Source organism: Paenibacillus sp. 11B, assembly GCF_030487755.1.
GTDB classification, from domain to species: Bacteria; Bacillota; Bacilli; order Paenibacillales; family Paenibacillaceae; genus Paenibacillus; species Paenibacillus vandeheii.
In genome coordinates, this window is record NZ_JAUKNS010000001.1 from 1,174,111 (window position 1) to 1,190,465 (window position 16,355).

The 16,355-nt window shown below is 43.6% G+C and carries 18 protein-coding genes and 1 tRNA gene; 8 read left to right on the top strand and 11 right to left on the bottom strand.

Going from position 1 to position 16,355, the window contains the following annotated elements:
* Positions 1–179: 179 nt before the first annotated feature.
* Entirely contained in the window at positions 180–1,592 is a 1,413-nt protein-coding gene (locus tag Q0V21_RS05205; RefSeq protein WP_301877879.1) for an L-fucose/L-arabinose isomerase family protein, read from the bottom strand.
* A gap of 4 nt (positions 1,593–1,596) precedes the next feature.
* Complete coding sequence (locus tag Q0V21_RS05210) at positions 1,597–3,102, bottom strand: FGGY-family carbohydrate kinase (protein WP_367620516.1); 1,506 nt, start codon at positions 3,100–3,102, stop codon at positions 1,597–1,599.
* A gap of 131 nt (positions 3,103–3,233) precedes the next feature.
* On the opposite strand from Q0V21_RS05210, the gene Q0V21_RS05215 reads away from it, so the two are divergent.
* The 5 genes from Q0V21_RS05215 to Q0V21_RS05230 all read left to right on the top strand — a co-directional run bounded on the left by Q0V21_RS05215 (position 3,234) and on the right by Q0V21_RS05230 (position 7,727).
* Positions 3,234–4,079: a PocR ligand-binding domain-containing protein gene (locus tag Q0V21_RS05215; RefSeq protein ID WP_301878415.1), complete on the top strand. Its 846-nt coding sequence runs from the start codon at positions 3,234–3,236 to the stop codon at positions 4,077–4,079.
* Positions 4,080–4,967: 888 nt separating this feature from the next.
* Positions 4,968–5,360 (top strand): sigma-70 family RNA polymerase sigma factor, encoded by a 393-nt coding sequence (locus Q0V21_RS32830; protein ID WP_367620506.1) that lies wholly within the window; start codon positions 4,968–4,970, stop codon positions 5,358–5,360.
* An 87-nt stretch (positions 5,361–5,447) separates the two neighbouring features.
* Positions 5,448–5,645: a helix-turn-helix domain-containing protein gene (locus tag Q0V21_RS05220; RefSeq protein WP_301877880.1), complete on the top strand. Its 198-nt coding sequence runs from the start codon at positions 5,448–5,450 to the stop codon at positions 5,643–5,645.
* 613 nt (positions 5,646–6,258) lie between these two features.
* The gene (locus tag Q0V21_RS05225) at positions 6,259–6,438 is read left to right on the top strand and encodes a helix-turn-helix domain-containing protein (RefSeq protein ID WP_367620517.1); all 180 of its coding nucleotides are present in this window, start codon (positions 6,259–6,261) and stop codon (positions 6,436–6,438) included.
* Positions 6,439–6,515: 77 nt separating this feature from the next.
* Entirely contained in the window at positions 6,516–7,727 is a 1,212-nt protein-coding gene (locus Q0V21_RS05230) for a tyrosine-type recombinase/integrase (RefSeq protein ID WP_301877883.1), read from the top strand.
* Between the two features lie 166 nt (positions 7,728–7,893).
* On the opposite strand, the gene Q0V21_RS05235 is transcribed toward Q0V21_RS05230, so the two are convergent.
* Both Q0V21_RS05235 and Q0V21_RS05240 read right to left on the bottom strand, forming a co-directional pair.
* A tRNA-Leu gene (locus Q0V21_RS05235) sits at positions 7,894–7,979 on the bottom strand.
* 247 nt (positions 7,980–8,226) lie between these two features.
* Entirely contained in the window at positions 8,227–8,676 is a 450-nt protein-coding gene (locus Q0V21_RS05240) for a general stress protein (protein WP_079349585.1), read from the bottom strand.
* Positions 8,677–8,882: 206 nt separating this feature from the next.
* On the opposite strand from Q0V21_RS05240, the gene Q0V21_RS05245 reads away from it, so the two are divergent.
* The gene (locus tag Q0V21_RS05245) at positions 8,883–9,119 is read left to right on the top strand and encodes a hypothetical protein (protein WP_024631203.1); all 237 of its coding nucleotides are present in this window, start codon (positions 8,883–8,885) and stop codon (positions 9,117–9,119) included.
* A gap of 177 nt (positions 9,120–9,296) precedes the next feature.
* On the opposite strand, the gene Q0V21_RS05250 is transcribed toward Q0V21_RS05245, so the two are convergent.
* Positions 9,297–9,743: a NucA/NucB deoxyribonuclease domain-containing protein gene (locus Q0V21_RS05250; RefSeq protein ID WP_301877884.1), complete on the bottom strand. Its 447-nt coding sequence runs from the start codon at positions 9,741–9,743 to the stop codon at positions 9,297–9,299.
* Positions 9,744–9,885: 142 nt separating this feature from the next.
* Positions 9,886–11,034, bottom strand: coding sequence for a sensor histidine kinase (locus tag Q0V21_RS05255; protein ID WP_301877885.1), 1,149 nt, complete (start codon positions 11,032–11,034; stop codon positions 9,886–9,888).
* Positions 11,035–11,348: 314 nt separating this feature from the next.
* Between Q0V21_RS05255 and Q0V21_RS32835 the strand changes: the two genes are divergently transcribed.
* Complete coding sequence (locus Q0V21_RS32835) at positions 11,349–11,513, top strand: DUF6199 family natural product biosynthesis protein (RefSeq protein ID WP_483312364.1); 165 nt, start codon at positions 11,349–11,351, stop codon at positions 11,511–11,513.
* Between the two features lie 143 nt (positions 11,514–11,656).
* A complete protein-coding gene (locus Q0V21_RS05260) occupies positions 11,657–12,853 on the top strand; it encodes an MFS transporter (RefSeq protein ID WP_301877886.1) in 1,197 nt (398 codons plus the stop codon).
* 105 nt (positions 12,854–12,958) lie between these two features.
* Here Q0V21_RS05260 and Q0V21_RS05265 read toward each other — a convergent pair whose 3' ends face one another.
* The 5 genes from Q0V21_RS05265 to Q0V21_RS05285 all read right to left on the bottom strand — a co-directional run bounded on the left by Q0V21_RS05265 (position 12,959) and on the right by Q0V21_RS05285 (position 16,350).
* Complete coding sequence (locus Q0V21_RS05265) at positions 12,959–13,288, bottom strand: DUF1904 family protein (RefSeq protein ID WP_024631208.1); 330 nt, start codon at positions 13,286–13,288, stop codon at positions 12,959–12,961.
* Between the two features lie 171 nt (positions 13,289–13,459).
* The gene (locus Q0V21_RS05270) at positions 13,460–13,573 is read right to left on the bottom strand and encodes a sporulation protein YjcZ (RefSeq protein ID WP_079349589.1); all 114 of its coding nucleotides are present in this window, start codon (positions 13,571–13,573) and stop codon (positions 13,460–13,462) included.
* A 116-nt stretch (positions 13,574–13,689) separates the two neighbouring features.
* Positions 13,690–14,364 (bottom strand): hypothetical protein, encoded by a 675-nt coding sequence (locus Q0V21_RS05275; RefSeq protein ID WP_301877888.1) that lies wholly within the window; start codon positions 14,362–14,364, stop codon positions 13,690–13,692.
* A 169-nt stretch (positions 14,365–14,533) separates the two neighbouring features.
* Complete coding sequence (locus tag Q0V21_RS05280) at positions 14,534–14,704, bottom strand: hypothetical protein (RefSeq protein ID WP_157258415.1); 171 nt, start codon at positions 14,702–14,704, stop codon at positions 14,534–14,536.
* A gap of 86 nt (positions 14,705–14,790) precedes the next feature.
* Positions 14,791–16,350 (bottom strand): tetratricopeptide repeat protein, encoded by a 1,560-nt coding sequence (locus Q0V21_RS05285; protein WP_301878417.1) that lies wholly within the window; start codon positions 16,348–16,350, stop codon positions 14,791–14,793.
* Positions 16,351–16,355: the final 5 nt, after the last annotated feature.

A 16,355-nucleotide genomic window follows, 5' to 3' on the forward strand; every position in this document is an offset into this window, starting at 1 on the left:
TATCCGCTTAAAAAACAACCAGGAAATATCAGCCTCTTGTCAACGATAGGTAAAATGGAGGGCTAGCTTTCGCACTTCCAAAAGACACATTCCGTCACTTTGCCTCTCAACAGCCGATATTCCTCTTCTCCGCTTATTTGGGATTGGTATCCGATGTAGGCACGGTTACAGCCACATCCTTATCTCTCCAATTCTAGAATTTCATAGCCCAAATAATACTTGAAAGCTTCATACAGGACCGATTTAAAATGTCCTACCCCAACCGCTGTATGATGCCGAAAGCCGCCACGACCCATAGTCAGCAGTTTATTCTGCAAATCTGGAATCTGCGCGACCCCGGCACAGCCAAAGAATCCGTCTTCAATAATATCGTTAGTGAACTCTCCTTCATCCACATAGAAGGTAAGCATTCCATCCTCCGTAATACAGTTGGAATACGTCATTGGGAAGGATCTAATTCGTCCCTCGTTGCTCCCCCAACCGCAGCCCGGAGCTGTTTTCGCGACCATTTTATGATCCGTTACCGTGCCTTTTCCCTCCATTAAGCTCTGGGCTACGGGGCCGCAGTGGAACAAGATCGCTTTATCCAAATCATCCCCGTAGTTATTGTTCCAGTCGAGGCACGCAGCCGGCTCTTCCGCCGCAAGCTGCAAGGAATACATGTTAATGGCGGTACAAATATCGATTTCACAAGAAGCCACAATACCTCTTTCATTCAGTTCACTTAGGATCACACAAGGCGTGACCCCCAAGATGCTTTGCAACTCGCTCCAACAACGAAGCGAAAGGGCTTGTAGATGATATTCGGCAATGTAGTCGTCCAAAACAACACTGATTTTTGCGATTATCGTGAGCTTGTCGTCGGGAACGTTGCTGCAGTCCGAATAATTGAGTAGAATCAACCGCTTTGCCACAACCTCCGGCCGCTCATCCTTCATACTCTGGACACGATGGATCAGCTCCGACAGGTCGAAGGTTTCCACCGTAATCCCATACTTCTGTAAGGTGATCTCGTCAAATCGGACCGTCTTAAACTCGGTGGTCCGAGCTCCAAAGCAGCCGATCGTAAACTTCCTCATTCCGTTGACGACTCTGCAGACCGCTGCAAAATCCCGAACATTCTGCGCGAAGGCTTCCGTGGACGGATGGACGACATGCGGCTGCAACGCAGTAAAGGGTACCCGGTATTGACGGAAGACGTCCACAATGCTGAACTTGCCGCAATAGGCGTCTCTTCGTTGATCAAACCCCATCTTGCCTATTTCGTCCGGATAGGCTTGGATCAGGATCGGCTTCCCGCATTCCTCCAAGGCCAAAACGGCCCCGTTCTCATTGCTAAAGTTAGGCATAGAGAGAATCACACCATCATACTCCCCCTCGTGTTCTTTCAGCCACTGGGCATAGATTCTTCCTTCTTCCCTCGTCTCAACGGATCCGTACCGGGTTGCTTTCTCATCCATTATGATGAATTCGTATCCGGCGTCAGTCACTGCCTTGGACACTTCCGTTCTTGCTTCCAAAGCCAGCGATTCCGGCATAAAGCCCCGGTTTCCGAAAAATAGTGCAAATTTAGTCTTCTTTTTGGGTATCATAAACTTAAACCTCCTGATCCACCGTCATGACACTCTTGACGGCTTCATAACATTTTTTGTATTTGTAGTACCATTTCTTGTAGTGCTCATGTTTTCCCGAGTCCGGAGTATAAGTATGCCTTACCTTGACATAGACGGATTCCGCCTCTTCCAATGAGCTGTAAATTCCACATGCTACCCCCGCCAACATGATGCAACCCAAAGTACCAGATTGCGCAGCACCCAAAGAAATAATCGGCCTGTTCAGAATGTCAGCCTTCATCTGGAGCCAGATGTGCGACAAGGCTCCCCCGCCAGTTGCCCGAAGGGTATGGATTTCTATCCCCGCCTCCGATAATCGTTCCAAATTTAAGGCCATTTCGAAAGTTACACCTTCCATCAACGCTTGATAAATTTCCCGGCTTGTTGTTTCGATGGTCAATCCAAAGATGGCTCCTCTTGATTCCGGATCCGTATAAGGTGTCCCTGCTCCCGAGAAGTGAGGTAACACTAAAAGTCCTGAAGGCTTCGAAATATCAACTTCACTATTGAACACTTCATAGGGGTTATCACCTTGCTTTCGGGCTTCATATGCTTCGCAATAAGCCAGGTTATCACGGTACCATTTCAGCAAGGCTCCTCCCGTTAACGAGTACGCATAGGTCACGTAACGACTGTTTAGGAAGGGAACAATGGCATAGCCTCCTTTATACAGAGGTTCCTTCACGATTTCCTGTCCCAGTACGGGGGTGATGCACTCTACGGTTCCCGTGCCGTCAACAGCCATGCCCGGTTGGTAGGCCCCCGTGCCAATCGCTGCTGCGATCTGGTCGTGGCAGCCGGATACAATCATTGCTTCGGGATGAATCCCCAACTCCTCCGCCAACGAGCTTAGAATCTTGCCCGCGATGGTTCCGATCGGAACAGGAATTGGAAATAAGTTGGGGTCGATTCCTGCAAATGTAAGTATTTCGTGGTTCCATTCCAGGGAATCAATATCGAGAGCCATTGTTCGGCTAGCCAAAGAATAATCAATTTGCCTGACACCGCTCAACATATATACGATGAAATCTGCGAATAAACAGATGGCCCTGGCTTCCTTAACTAACTCAGGGTTATGCTCAGCGAAGTACATTAACTTCGCTAGGCTATACATCGGGGTTGGTGCTAATCCGGTGCTTTGGTTCAAATATTGTCTGCCAAAATGTCGGATCAAGCGGTCGCATTGTTCCTTTCCATAGGGAGCAGTATACAACATGGAAGGAGCCATGGGCACCATCTGTTGATCTAGCCATATTGCTGCTTCACCAAATGATGTGACTCCTATTGCATCTAACGGTTCATTCGCTTGTTTGGCTGCTTCCTGCAAGACAGACTTAGTGTACTGCCATATCAATAATGCATCCAACAAGTGTTCATTAGACGGCGCACTGCAGTATTCCTTGTAGACCTCGCTAAGCAGTTGTCCTTTTTGGTCATACACGGTACATTTACATCCAGTTGTTCCAATATCGATCCCTGCAATCGCTATTTATCCCACCTCCATTAAATAGAAAAGTTGACTTTTCAGTATTGATCTTATCATCTGCTCCGTATACAATTATAGTAATTTCTATCCCCAATAATAGTAATTTTGTTTTAGGAGATGATCCCTTGGGTCTGATGTTCAACCTTGCAGATCTTAAAGATCTGCTGAGCGATTTCTATACATTGACGAAAATTCGTACAGGCATTTTTGATGACTCGTTTCATGAATTGGTTGTTTATCCACCGCGACATTCCACGTACTGCCACCTGATTCGCAGCGATCCCCGTGCGGAAGCCGCTTGCATCCAGTGCGATCAACAAGCCATTATACGTTGTAAAAAGGAACAGAGTATGTATACGTACCAATGCCACGCGGGGCTTGCAGAAACCCTAGTACCCATCAAGGCGGATCATCTGGTGATCGGGTATATGATGTTCGGACAGGTGCTTCATAGTGATTCGCGGGAAGAGCTCTGGAAAACTATCCGTTCCGGGTTAAGCAATTATAACTTGGATCAAGACGCAATATACACTGCCTATCAGTGCATGAAGAACATCTCAAGAGACGTCATAGAGGCCTATGCCAGAACCATGGAAATGAGCGCCAGCTACCTCTATCTATCCAGGAAGTTGGTCTTGAAAAAGGATCCATTGGCACAAGAAATCGATGATTACATTAATAATCATATTCGGAGTAACCTGTCGGTACCTGCTCTATGTGGAAAATTCAGCATTAGCAAATCCCGTCTGTACAAGCTATCAGAGCAAAGCTTCGGAATGGGAATCGCAGAGCACATCCGGAGGGTAAGAGTTCAACATTCCAAAAAGCTGCTGGGAGATACGGATAAGTCCATTTACCAAATTGCAGACCTGGTGGGTATCCCGGATTACAACTACTTTACCAAAGTGTTCAAACGTGAGACTGGTATGATTCCAACTGCATACCGAAGGGAGTATTCCTTCCATTTAGCAACTAGATGAACAGCATCTCCATGCGCAAATAATCGCCGATAAAAGCGTCACATGAGCTCTCTCAGGAAGAAGGTCTCGCAACTTGCGATCCGGGCCGAAGGCATACACCATCCCATCCTTAAGCTTCTCAAAACAGTGGTCTCCGGGATCCATAATCTCCAAGAAAAGAAAGTACCGGCACTTGAAGTAAGCGGACAGCAGCACCCCTTGGCGGGAGCACTTAAATCGTTTCCTGTGTCTTGCTGGATGTGATGTGCAACTTATACTGGATATTGTGTGGGAATATTGGAACTTGCTCATAGCCCGGCCATAAGGCAGTAGAAGAGGCATCCCCTATTTACAATCTGATGCTAAATCCCCAAAAGATTGAAGGAGAGTTGATCCTCACCCCTCAACAACTGTACCTTCCCAAAATCCAGCTCTATATCAATCAAAATTCCGGACTATTTCGGCATCTTGTATTCGGGTATAGCCTCGCTTTAATTCCGTACAGAGTCACTGCATTTGCACACGAACGTCATCTGCCGTCTCAGACGAGAAATAGACCGATTGATTCTAAAATGCAAAAATCTGAATAGTATTTCGTATGTAAGCCAAATTAATTAAAACGCGGTTCGCCGAACTCAACACGCGAAATTATAAAAACATTAATAAGAATATTTATTTCGGCTATTTGGATTATCATTTTAGGAACAGCAAAGGGGCATCTCCAGATGGGAGAGCACTGAAAAAGTCGTTGTTTTGTTGCCACGAGCAACAGAACAACGACTTTTTTGTCATTAGTGAAGGAGCCGCGGCTCCTTTCTAAGAAACATTCACTTTAGCGAAGAAGCTTTATTTTTTAATTGAAATGGTTTCCTATTTGTAAAATACTTCCCATTTAATACCTGAGAGGAGGTGTTTAAAATTAATAGTGCTCACAATAGAACTCGTATTGCAGTTGAAAAGGGCTTCAGTAGTTATGTAAAGTCCTGTCTTCGTCATGCAAGCCGTGATTTTTTCAAAAAACTATATTATGAATCTGCACCATTAAAACCATTTGATGAAACTTCATCTGATTTGTACATCACTTTAAATATCTTTGACAGCCCCTTTGTACATGCAGTCGAATATGCTTCCCTATTTCAAGCTATACAAAAATTGAGTCCCACAGAAAAAAAGGTATTGTATATGAAATTTTATAAAGATATGACGGACCAGGAGATCGCTAGTACTTTCGGTGTAACTAGACAAGCTATAACTAAATCAAAATTACTTTTATTGGTCAGGCTTAGAAGATATATGGACTAAAGGGCCTGAATCTATAAAAAACCGCTCTCCTCCTAATCTTTACTTAAATTAATATCAATTTAGACAAGGAGAATAGGAGATGAGTATATGCGTGAAGTGCTAGAATTAATTCAATTAGCTCAAAATGGAGACCATCAAGCTATAGAGGATCTTATCGCAAGGTATGAACCACTAATTAATAAATATTCCCGTGATCAAGGCGAGATAAATGAGGATTGTAAACAACAATTGATTATAGAGTTTATTCTAGCTATTCGACGATTCGATCTTAACCGATACAAATAAAAATAATCCGGGTTTTAGAATTATCTAAAACTCGGATTATTCTCAAAAAAAAGCGAAGATAGTTTCTTTTTCCACTCTTATGTACTATTTATATTGCAGAAGACATTAACTGTCTTCGATGAAGTGAATATCGCTCCTTGAAAATTATATAACTTATTTCAAGTACATTCCTTTTGCATCTGTTACAGCAGAAGCGACATAGCAGAAGAGTATAGTCAAGGATTTCTTGATTATACAAAATAGAACTGACTTCTTCTGGCTAAAATCTATTTCGTGGTGAAATTGATTCGCCATAATCTGCAAAAGGGATAATGATACTTCTGCCCGGCCAACGTTACTGTAGTGGGGGCAGCCTGCTCGGATGAGGGGGAGTCTCTGCGGAAAATCAGAGCTATGTGCCGCATAACCATCGGCAACTTGAGATATATATTCCCAAACTCATTTACAGTTTATTTATATGCACTTAATGAATTACCCCTAGATCCCTTAAAAAAGTAAGTTGTTCAGAATGGAGATGAATATTATGAACCAAACTACTCTTTTGACCTTAAATGAAATTGAGACGTATGATCCCTTATTTCGAAAATATCCAGATGTAGTAAATGTTTCGGAAATGTGTGAAATGCTTGGTGGCATAAGCACCAAGACTGCTTATAAGTTACTTCAAGATAATAAAATCAGACATTTCAAAATTGGGCGAATTTATAAAATCCCAAAAATAAATATCCTTCTATACCTTATTCTTTTTTCATGTACCACTACTACAACTCCCTTATCCACTTTGCCACATTGAATCACCTTTTCCAAACGTGTTATAATTAATACGTCAATGGTAGGATCAATGCGGGCTGCTATGAAGGAGGTTTTTTCATGGTAGCAGGCCACCTACAAGAAAAAAAAGGTCTTTTTTATATGGTCTTGAATTGCAAAGATGAGGATGGTAAGAGAAAACCAAAATGGATTCCTACTGGACTTACGGTGAAAGGAAACAAAAAACGAGCAGAAGCATTGCTATTAGAGACAAGGAGGGAATTTACTCTTCTTTTAAATGCTAACGAGAAAGAACTGATAGTTGAAGAAATTATCAAAGAAATGCCAGCCGAAGAGCCAGTCGATCAGGGCCCCCTATTTTCTGTCTTCATGCTTCAGTGGCTAGCAATGATGAAACATCAGGTTGAATTTATCACCTATGCTTCGTACCACAATGTCATTACTAATCATATCGTTCCTTACTTCGAAGAAAAAGGGTTACTTCTCAAAGAATTATTACCAAGTCACATACAAGATTACTATCAGTATGAGTTAGAGGAAAATGGAATGACAACCAATACGGTTCTCCATTATCACGCTAATATTCGCAAAGCGCTAAAGTATGCGCTTAAAAATGATTTAATTAACACTAATCCGGCAGATAAGATTGAAAGACCAAAGAAAAATGATTTTGTAGGGAGTTTTTACAACAAGCAAGAGACTAATATTCTGTTTGAAAAAGTTAAAGGCGAACTGATAGAGCTAGCAGTCATTCTTGCCGCTTTTTATGGATTGCGGCGAAGTGAAGTAGTTGGGTTGAAATGGACAGCTATAAATTTTGAAAACAAAACGATTAGTATTAGGCATACTGTAACTCCCGTTTATTTTGAAGGTCAGGAACACATCATTGAAAAGGACCGGGCTAAAAACAAAGCAAGTCGCCGCACCTTACCTCTTGTACCTGCCTTTGAGGAATTACTGCTGCGTATTCGTGAGCTTCAAACTCTCAATAAATCCATATGTGGTAAATCCTACTGCACTGATTACGAGGAGTATATCTATCTGGATAAGTTGGGACAACGAATTAAACCTGGCTATATCACACAGAACTTCACTAGAACTCTTAAAAAGAATGGTCTTCGTCATATTCGCTATCACGACCTGCGTCATAGTTGTGCAAGCCTCCTACTCGCTAATGGAGTCAGTATGAAAGAAATTCAGGAATGGCTGGGACACAGCAACTATTCTACAACGGCAAACATTTATTCTCATCTTGAGTACAGTTCCAAAGTATCTTCAGCATCAACAATGAGTGGTGTTTTGGTCTTTTAATAAAAAAAGATCGCACTACCCTCAATATTTCATGAGAGTCATGCGATCTTTCCTCGTTCTTTCCTCGGAAAAAGGAGAGAACTGCAGGAGAGAACTCGATAAAAAGTTCTCTCCTAAGTCGTTTCAAAAACCAAGGTTTTCCGGAAAAACCCTTATAAATCAAGGATGCCGAGGACGGGGGTCGAACCCGTACGGTACTCACGTACCGCAGGATTTTAAGTCCTGTGCGTCTGCCAATTCCGCCACCCCGGCATATGTATGTATTGCTTCATCACTTCAGGCGACAAGAAATATCATACCATGAAATTTATAACTTTGCAATACCTTAATATAAAATAATCCAAAATAAATGAAACAGGCACTGCCAGCGTTAGCGAGCAGTGCCTAGAAAGTTCGAGTTGCGGTCCCGAACTTTCTATAAACCATCTATATTAAGGGAGGTGTAAAATAAGAATACCTCCCCAACATTAAAGAAACCTAAAATCAGGCTTAAATTAAACTAAAAAAGAAGAATAGGGGCAATTCGATCCACCTCTTCCTCACTGCATTCTACAATTACCAGGATATGCCCCTGCAGCAGCCAATCTTCATAGTAATTAGCATCTTCTTCCGAGACCCCTGCTTCTGTCAGGGTAAGCACCAGATCATCCGTCTCACTTCCGATCTCGTTGCCTGCAAGTTTGCGTACCGCTTTCCCTATGGACATCGTCTGATCCATCCGTTTGCCCAGACCAGCGAGTACCCCTTTGAATACCCCCAAAGCGCCATCTGTTCCTGCACCCTTCAGAGGCATAGATAAACCTGTCTTCTCACTTACCACTTCTAAATTGACTTGTTCCTTGGCTACCGCTCCCAAATATTTATCTGCTATGCCTTCCTCTTTCAGTTTATTCAGCATGATAATGGCTTCATTCTCTGTGCGTACAAGTCCGATCAGCAATTGTGTCATTTCCGTGCCCCTCCTTTTACCCTTATATAACCCTGGTTGCTTCTTCAAAAACGGGTAGAACAAAATAAGTCCTTTCACCTATGTAAAATATAATTTCTGATCTGGAAATCTATACCTAGTTCTGATAGACTAGATAAAGAAGACAAATTAACCATTGAAATTATTGACATATCGAATTACTATTCCATAACCAGGAGCAATGACATATGAAAAAAGAGGTAGAAATTGCCATTCGGCGCAAACAACAGATCATCGTCCGTAATACAAGCGGTCAAACGGTAACTGGATTTCCGGAGCGTACAGCCGACGAGTCCATTCTCTCCTTACGGACAGTCCACGGAAGCCTGTGGATTCCATTCGACGAAGTAGAGCAAGTCACACGGTTGTTAAGCATCCGCTCTCATCATTTAAGTGGAATGCAGTTATCTACGGCTGATCTGTAAACAAGGAACAATCACTTCATGTATTTATACGTGAACAAGACGTAATTATTTCGCTCTTCATACCATAAAACCAGACGCATAGACGTCTGGTTTTATTTTTGCCCTACATTGTATGCCTCACTTTTTCAAAGCCAGGGCATTTCTGTAACAATTACTTTCTTATTCATCGTCTGACGTTTATTTCACCATAAACTTTACTCGTGTTCCATCCGGATATGTACTTAGTTGGTTTCCCACCCATGACCCTGCACCACGATTATCTTTGGGACTAATATATTGGATATCCGCACCTGCTCCGCCTTCCGCACACATCGCCATTGGCCATTCATCCCGATCTTTCCCCTTTTTGACCGGAACACCTTTGAGGGACAAATCCCGATTACCCTCAGCCCCATTGCGATCAATGGTGCAAACATCCGAATGACCTGCCTTGATCGCCGTCTTGATATGATTGGCCGTTTCGGGATAACGCTCGGCAGGGAATGTGATGGTATGATCCACACTCCGGTCGCTCCCCCCGAATTGGGACGGTATATCCAGTGGCCATTCTCCCCCAACCCATGCATACAGGGCGACGATTAAGATTGCCACTAACGTCAATATCTGCTTTTTAAATCGTTGCATGCCCTTGTTCTTTCTCCTTCTGCGCCTTTTACTCATGCTGCTTCTCCCCCATTCAACACTTGCATTATACCAGAACGCCAGTTCGCTAAACAATATATAAACACAAAAAAACAGCCGGTATTTCCCGGCTGTTCTGCACAGACTATCCCACGTTAGGAATCGCCTGTTGTCGAAGTAAGGGTACGGTAACCTCAAACTTCGTCCCTTTTCCCTCGATACTTTCCACCGAAATTTGACCACTCATCAACTCGAGCAACTCTTTGCAGATGGTGAGTCCAAGTCCACTCCCGCCAAATTTGCGTGCATGAGAGACGTCCGTCTGCGTGAAGGCTTCGAACAATTGATTGATTTTATGTTCCGGAATGCCAATTCCCGTGTCATGTACATTGAATACTAGGATAACGGTATCTCCTCGCCGCTCCTGTACATCCATCTGAATGTGCACTTCACCTTGTTCCGTGAATTTAATGGCGTTACTGAGCAGGTTATCCAGCACTTGCCGGAGACGCAGAGGATCACCCGTGAGTACGTCAGGAATAGTCAGATCCGCCTGACAGTGCAAGCGAATTTGTTTATTCCGCGCGGCAGGTTCATGCGTTTTAATAATCTGTTGAATCAGCTTCAACGGCTGGAATTCGATTTGCTCCACTCTCATTTTTCCTCTGCCCAGCTTGGCCATATCAAGACTATTGTTGACAATATTCAGAAGAGCTTCCCCGGACTGACGCGCAAGCTCCAGGTACTCCTTCTGCTCCACACTGTTGTCACCCATGCTGACAAGTTCAATCATGCCCATAATCCCGTTCAGTGGCGTGCGAAGTTCATGATTCAGCTTACCAATAAACTCCAGCTGTCCCCTGCTGTTCATTTCAGTCATCGAAGCTGCCATCCGCAACTGCTGCTCAGCATATTTCCGCTCCGAAATATCGTATTGAATGCCCACAAAAAACAGACATTTCCCTGCTTCATCGAAAATAGGATCAATATTCAGTTCATTCCAGAACTTCTGTCCATCCTTCGTATAGTTCAGAATCTCTGTCTTGATTGACTGCTGCTTTTTCAATGCTTCGCGAATATGCTGTACGGTTTCCGGGTCTGTATCCGGCCCTTGGAGGAACCGACAATTCTGTCCAATCGACTCTTCCGCACGATATCCGGTTAATTGAGTAAAATATTCATTTACAAACATAAGCGGAAAATCAGGCAAGGTAGCATCGACTACGGTCACGGAAGATTTAATTTTTGAAATAATAAATTCCCATTGTATAGCGAGTTGATTGTAGTTAGTCATGCTTCCTCCTTCATCTCACCAAACTTTATTGTAATTATTGAAGCTATCGATAACCCGTTGGTATGTGTTTATATAAAAACAATATAATTAATTGTAACATAGTTATTCAAGACATGTGTTCCTTGGGTAATAACTGATAAATACATTCACAAATATTCATCATACCATCAGGAGGGTCACTTATGAAATTTCTATTAATTGTCATTATTATTATTTTGATTGTTTTCTTCTTCACGAGACGTAAGCGTTAATTTTGAGGCGGTCATGTAAATGAGGAAGGAAGATCGGGTATGAGAACCCTCTTTTTTATATTCATGACACTTTGTATCATCAATTTTTGCTTCCCTAAGTTTGGCTGGTACCTGCGTTATGGCTGGATTTCCCGGGGTGAGGGTGAGCCCAGCAGACCGTATATGGCAATGACCAGAATGACCAGTTTGCTGATGCTGCTTATCGCTTTTTCGCTCGTCGTGGCTTGAATTATAGAAAGCAGAAAGACAGCTGTCCCAAGGGATAGCTGTCTTTCTGCTGCTCAATGACGGGAAAATGATAACTTTGTTTGTGGTGCGTTCACAACGATACCCGTAAAATATAATTATCGTTGTGGAAAGGACACCTTAGCATGAACATCGCATTTTATCCATTTTGGGCTGCCAAAACACTGCTCTCTCTCATTAATGTTATATATATCATGGTTATCACGACATTTATTTACGGACAGACGGGGTCTGTCCTTATCGCTGCGCTGTTTCCGTTTATACAAATGTCCGCACGTATCGTGGCCGGATTTACTGCACCCTTGCTTGTGAACCGTTTCGCATTCTCGAGGCTGATGGTTACCATTCCTTTAGCCAAAACATTGATGATTACCGGGATCGCCATCGCATTTACTGATCTCATTGCACATATTCCTCTTCTGCTTGTGGGAGTAGCGATTCTATCGTTTCTGGACGGATGGGAAGCTCCAATGTTAAACACGTTAACTCCCCGATTGGTTCAAGGAGAAGATCTGGTGAAGGCGAACAGTTTTCTCTCCTTCTCTACTCAGACCATGACAATTATCGGATATGCGATGACCGGATTCATCGTTATGTACTGGGGTGCCTCACAAACATTCTGGGCGGCTACAGCCTTATCCTGGGCTGTCCTGATTCTGATGATTATGATTAGCTCACTTACCCGCGATATTCAAGGAAAAGTAGAGAAATCCACTTCCAGATGGGATGTGTTAAGGGAAGGTTGGCTTATCCTTTGGAAAAATCGATCGTTGCGCCTCATTACTTTTATGGACCTGGTTGCAAGTATCGCTGGTTCCATATGGATCGGCGCTATCACACTTGCTTTTGTGAAAGAAGCTTTGGGCCAACAAGAAGGTTGGTGGGGGCTTATCAACTCCAGCTATTCTGTCGGCACCATTCTCGGAGGAATTATAGCCATCGCCCTGGCCACGCGCATACAAAAGCACCTGATATCCAGTATGGCAATAGGTTCTCTCCTCTTCAGCTTGCTGACCATCGCTTACGGTTTAAACAGCCTTCCCTGGCTTGCTATTGTATTGTGTGTGCTTATGGGTCCCGCTTATCAGATCCGCGATGTTGCTCAGCACACGGCTTTTCAGAGCAGCGCGCCTGTCGAATCCCTATCCAAGGTATACGCAGCACATGATATTGTTCTCTCAGCTGCTATGAGTATATCCACGGTAATCTTCGGACTGATTGCTGATCAAATGGGTGTTCGACTGGTATACTTGATTGGCGGTAGTTTATTCATCGTATCCTCCCTTTGCTCTTTCCAGTTACATCGAATCAAAGCGAAGTAGTGATACGAAACTGCTACGTAAGATGATGAAGTCAAAAATAAAAGACGAGCACACATCTGCTCGTCTTCACTGCTTCCGAACATGATCGGAGCAGCCCTTTTATTCTCAATCCAATCGGTAATCTGTCAACGGCTTGCCTTGTTTATAATAAAGTGCTGGTGACAGTATATTAAAGAAAATATGCACATCAGGCAAATCCGCTTCTTCCAAAATATCTTGCATTGAGGAAGCAATCCGATTATGAATCTCCTGATCACGTTGGAACATCAGGATCTCTACTGAAGCCGGAGAAGGTGTAAGTGCTTGTACGTCATGACGTTCTGCCTTCATTCTCTCCTGCGGAATATTGGTGATCAACGCAAATTGCTCCGTGATGCGGGGTACAACTTCCTCCAGTTGGGGTCCTGTGAATCCTTTAAAACGAATAAACGGCATTGCTATCCCTTCAATCTCTATTATTAGTCTCTTATGTGATTTTAAGCACATTGTTTTCGGTTGTCAAATCTCTTTCATCATACCATTCTTTCATAGAAACGGGAAAATGCCCCGCTGAACTCTCAGCGGAGCGTACACGTAACCCGTCTTTCAACTTTGTTCTGCAGTGGCTTACAGCCAGAAAGATTTAGTGATGATTACGAGCAGGATGAAGAGTACGAGAATTGCGCTTGTGGAAGTCCATCCACCAACATGGCCGCCACAGCCGTATCCAACTTCACTCATTTGATTGGCCTCCTTTGAATTTCAAGGTATGCCATAACATATGTCGATTCTAACATCAATGACCGGGCTATTCGGCAAGCTCACAGGCCCAAACATTGCCTATTTTGTCCGTTGAATTATGCCAAAGGAACGACGTGAATGTTCACATCATTTCCTGGTGCTCCATGACAGCGTTCTGCTGTATTTTGCTTGTCCAGGATAATCAAACGAGTACGTGTATCATTTCTGGATGCCAAGACCACTTGCCCATCCGGGGCAATACAATAGGCGATTGGAATTGAAATTTCACTATCACGATACGTACCGTCCGCATGGCTGGTCCCCATAACGATACATTGATTTTGCACCGCCAGCCGCCGCGCTTCTTCCATCCACTCTGTATACTGCTCTTGACTGAACATCCCTACACCAATGGAATGCATGATTATATCCACTCTGCCAATATTCTCGTTATGAAAACCTTGTAACACCAGCTCGTCACACAACAAGGTGCTGATGGCCCACTCCTGTTCCTTAACGACCTCAGCAGAGGTATACTTCGCTTTCTCCAATACAGTCTCCCCAGCCTTGCTAATAATGATCGAACGGTCCTTGGGGCGTTCATTCAACCTGCGATAACCTGACACAATCATCGTTCCATATGCAGCTGCCAGACGACTGGCCTCTTCCACGTTCTGATTCAGATAACCTTCAGGAAAAAACAATACATCCGCTTCCGGATGTTGCTTCAATTCCGCTTCCAGCTGCAGTAACTGCTGTTCCAGCTTGGGCTGTCCAATTATAATCTTCAACGGTTATCCCCCTCATGAATAAAAGCCGGTTCACACCTAAATCAGGTACGAAACCTGCTTAAAGGTTGTACAGACAGGATTTCTGCTCATCGCACTTCGCTTCAAGAGTAATTGTCTTTGGTATACCGCTCCGTCTAACAATTACTTTTACAGTTTAAATGATATGTAATTAGGAATTTCTGTGCTCGATTCTATCATAAATCTCCTGCCCGTCATAACCTCGATCTGTAGCTATATCTTTCGCAAAAAGTACCATATCACCAGTCGCAGCTGAATTTGCACCCAGTGCTCCCACAACCGCCGCAAGTGGATAAAGCAAAATAGTCAGAACCTTCTTCATCTTCTCATCTCCTCTTCCGTTTAACGGAAATTATTGTGTGATCATCCTAATAATACGCTGAAGAGGAGAGTGAGTTTCAACAATCTTTATAAACATTCGAAGCTATTCAGCAAATCCTTGGCTTCTTCATGCTCAGGTTCCAAAGCCAGTACTTTCCGCGTGTAAGCCAGCGTTTCTTCTTCCAGTTCAAGTTCATAACAACACACAGCCAAGTCGTACAGCACAGCAGAATTTTGTTTTCTCGAATCCGCATCCAGGGACAGTTCCAGAAAACGCTTAGCGTCCTCATACATATACATCCCATATAACAGCTGACCAGCAAGAAACGCTACATCTCCTTGTCGTTCCATTGCATAATAAGAAGACCACATGATGTGGATTCCAGACTGAATATCAAGTATTTCCTCATCACTTGCATCAGGTAAAAGACTCGAAATCCGGTTGGCACTATGGATCAAAAACTCAGCATCATACCCGCCCAGACGCCAAAAAGGTAAAATTTGCTTCAGCTCCATCCGTTCTACCTGATCATCCATCCATTCCTTTATACTGAAAAAATCATCGGGTCCAAAACGTTCAACAAATCGGTGATATGCCAGCCGTGTGTTTTCGTACCCCAGCGGTTCGTCCAACATCAACATACATCCCACGTTCAGATCCTTATAATGATGTGTTGTGAAACGAGTGTGAGCTCCCTGCTGTTCCAATATATATTGAATGGCATGATAATTCGCTGTCAAAGAAAAACTTCCATGAAGAACGAATTCAGGCGGTTCAGCAAACTTCCAGTTGTCCAGTCGATGGTCCCCTTTGTCCGCAGTAATCAACACATACCCTGATTCTGATAACGTGTTCAACCGTTCGAGACAGGACAGGCCAATTGACGGGAACAGAATGTGCGAATCCTCTAACTCTTCCTTGTACAGTGCGATAAGTTCATGATACGGATAGTTTTCTGCACTGTACTCAGGTGCACGGCGGTACTCATAACTCAGTGTCATATTTTCCAGCAGCTCGGCAGGTTTGGAATAAAGAGAAGAAGGTTCTGAAGATTGGACGAGTACATCACATTCATATATCTCACCCTCCCCAACATAAATTAACTCCTGTGGAATACTGTCAAAGAAGTAATTGGCAATCAACAACAAGGGTTGTTTCAAATCGCCAGGTCGAATATCTGTACCTGCCACCACCAGGTTCAATTCAGTATCCTGTATTGCGTCAAAGCGTGCAAAATCCAGGATCCCTTGATCAATGAAGGATTGCATGGACGGATGCGCTCTCCATCCCAACACATTATCTTCTACCAGATCGGTCATTACATATCGAAAAGCAGGCAACTCCAAGCCTGCAAAATCCTTCAAGGCTATCAGTTTGAGCAGAATTTGGTGCGCTAAGCGCCCAACACCTGCTCCAAGCTCCAGAATGGTCACCGTTTCGGTTGTCTTCCCTTTGCTTGCGAGGTCCTGAAGAAAGCCAAAAATCATCTCGGCATACGCCGTTGCAATCATCGGATTACTCGTTATGTATTGCGGTACCTGATTCTCTGTCCAAGCATGCAGCCCTTTTTGTTCATAATATGCACGCTGCCAATCCCACACCGGAGCTTCACTGAAGCGGAAACGCTGTCCTTCGTTTTGCATCATTAATT

Excerpts from the sequence above, each read along its gene's own strand:
- Q0V21_RS05205 (WP_301877879.1), bottom strand. The coding sequence starts at position 1,592 with ATGATACCCAAAAAGAAGACTAAATTTGCACTATTTTTCGGAAACCGG.
- Q0V21_RS05215 (WP_301878415.1), top strand. The coding sequence starts at position 3,234 with ATGTTCAACCTTGCAGATCTTAAAGATCTGCTGAGCGATTTCTATACA.
- Q0V21_RS05220 (WP_301877880.1), top strand. The coding sequence starts at position 5,448 with ATGCGTGAAGTGCTAGAATTAATTCAATTAGCTCAAAATGGAGACCAT.
- Q0V21_RS05225 (WP_367620517.1), top strand. The coding sequence starts at position 6,259 with ATGTGTGAAATGCTTGGTGGCATAAGCACCAAGACTGCTTATAAGTTA.
- Q0V21_RS05230 (WP_301877883.1), top strand. The coding sequence starts at position 6,516 with ATGGTAGCAGGCCACCTACAAGAAAAAAAAGGTCTTTTTTATATGGTC.
- Q0V21_RS05240 (WP_079349585.1), bottom strand. The coding sequence starts at position 8,676 with ATGACACAATTGCTGATCGGACTTGTACGCACAGAGAATGAAGCCATT.
- Q0V21_RS05245 (WP_024631203.1), top strand. The coding sequence starts at position 8,883 with ATGAAAAAAGAGGTAGAAATTGCCATTCGGCGCAAACAACAGATCATC.
- Q0V21_RS05250 (WP_301877884.1), bottom strand. The coding sequence starts at position 9,743 with ATGCAACGATTTAAAAAGCAGATATTGACGTTAGTGGCAATCTTAATC.
- Q0V21_RS05255 (WP_301877885.1), bottom strand. The coding sequence starts at position 11,034 with ATGACTAACTACAATCAACTCGCTATACAATGGGAATTTATTATTTCA.
- Q0V21_RS32835 (WP_483312364.1), top strand. The coding sequence starts at position 11,349 with ATGACACTTTGTATCATCAATTTTTGCTTCCCTAAGTTTGGCTGGTAC.
- Q0V21_RS05260 (WP_301877886.1), top strand. The coding sequence starts at position 11,657 with ATGAACATCGCATTTTATCCATTTTGGGCTGCCAAAACACTGCTCTCT.
- Q0V21_RS05265 (WP_024631208.1), bottom strand. The coding sequence starts at position 13,288 with ATGCCGTTTATTCGTTTTAAAGGATTCACAGGACCCCAACTGGAGGAA.
- Q0V21_RS05270 (WP_079349589.1), bottom strand. The coding sequence starts at position 13,573 with ATGAGTGAAGTTGGATACGGCTGTGGCGGCCATGTTGGTGGATGGACT.
- Q0V21_RS05280 (WP_157258415.1), bottom strand. The coding sequence starts at position 14,704 with ATGAAGAAGGTTCTGACTATTTTGCTTTATCCACTTGCGGCGGTTGTG.
- Q0V21_RS05285 (WP_301878417.1), bottom strand. The coding sequence starts at position 16,350 with ATGATGCAAAACGAAGGACAGCGTTTCCGCTTCAGTGAAGCTCCGGTG.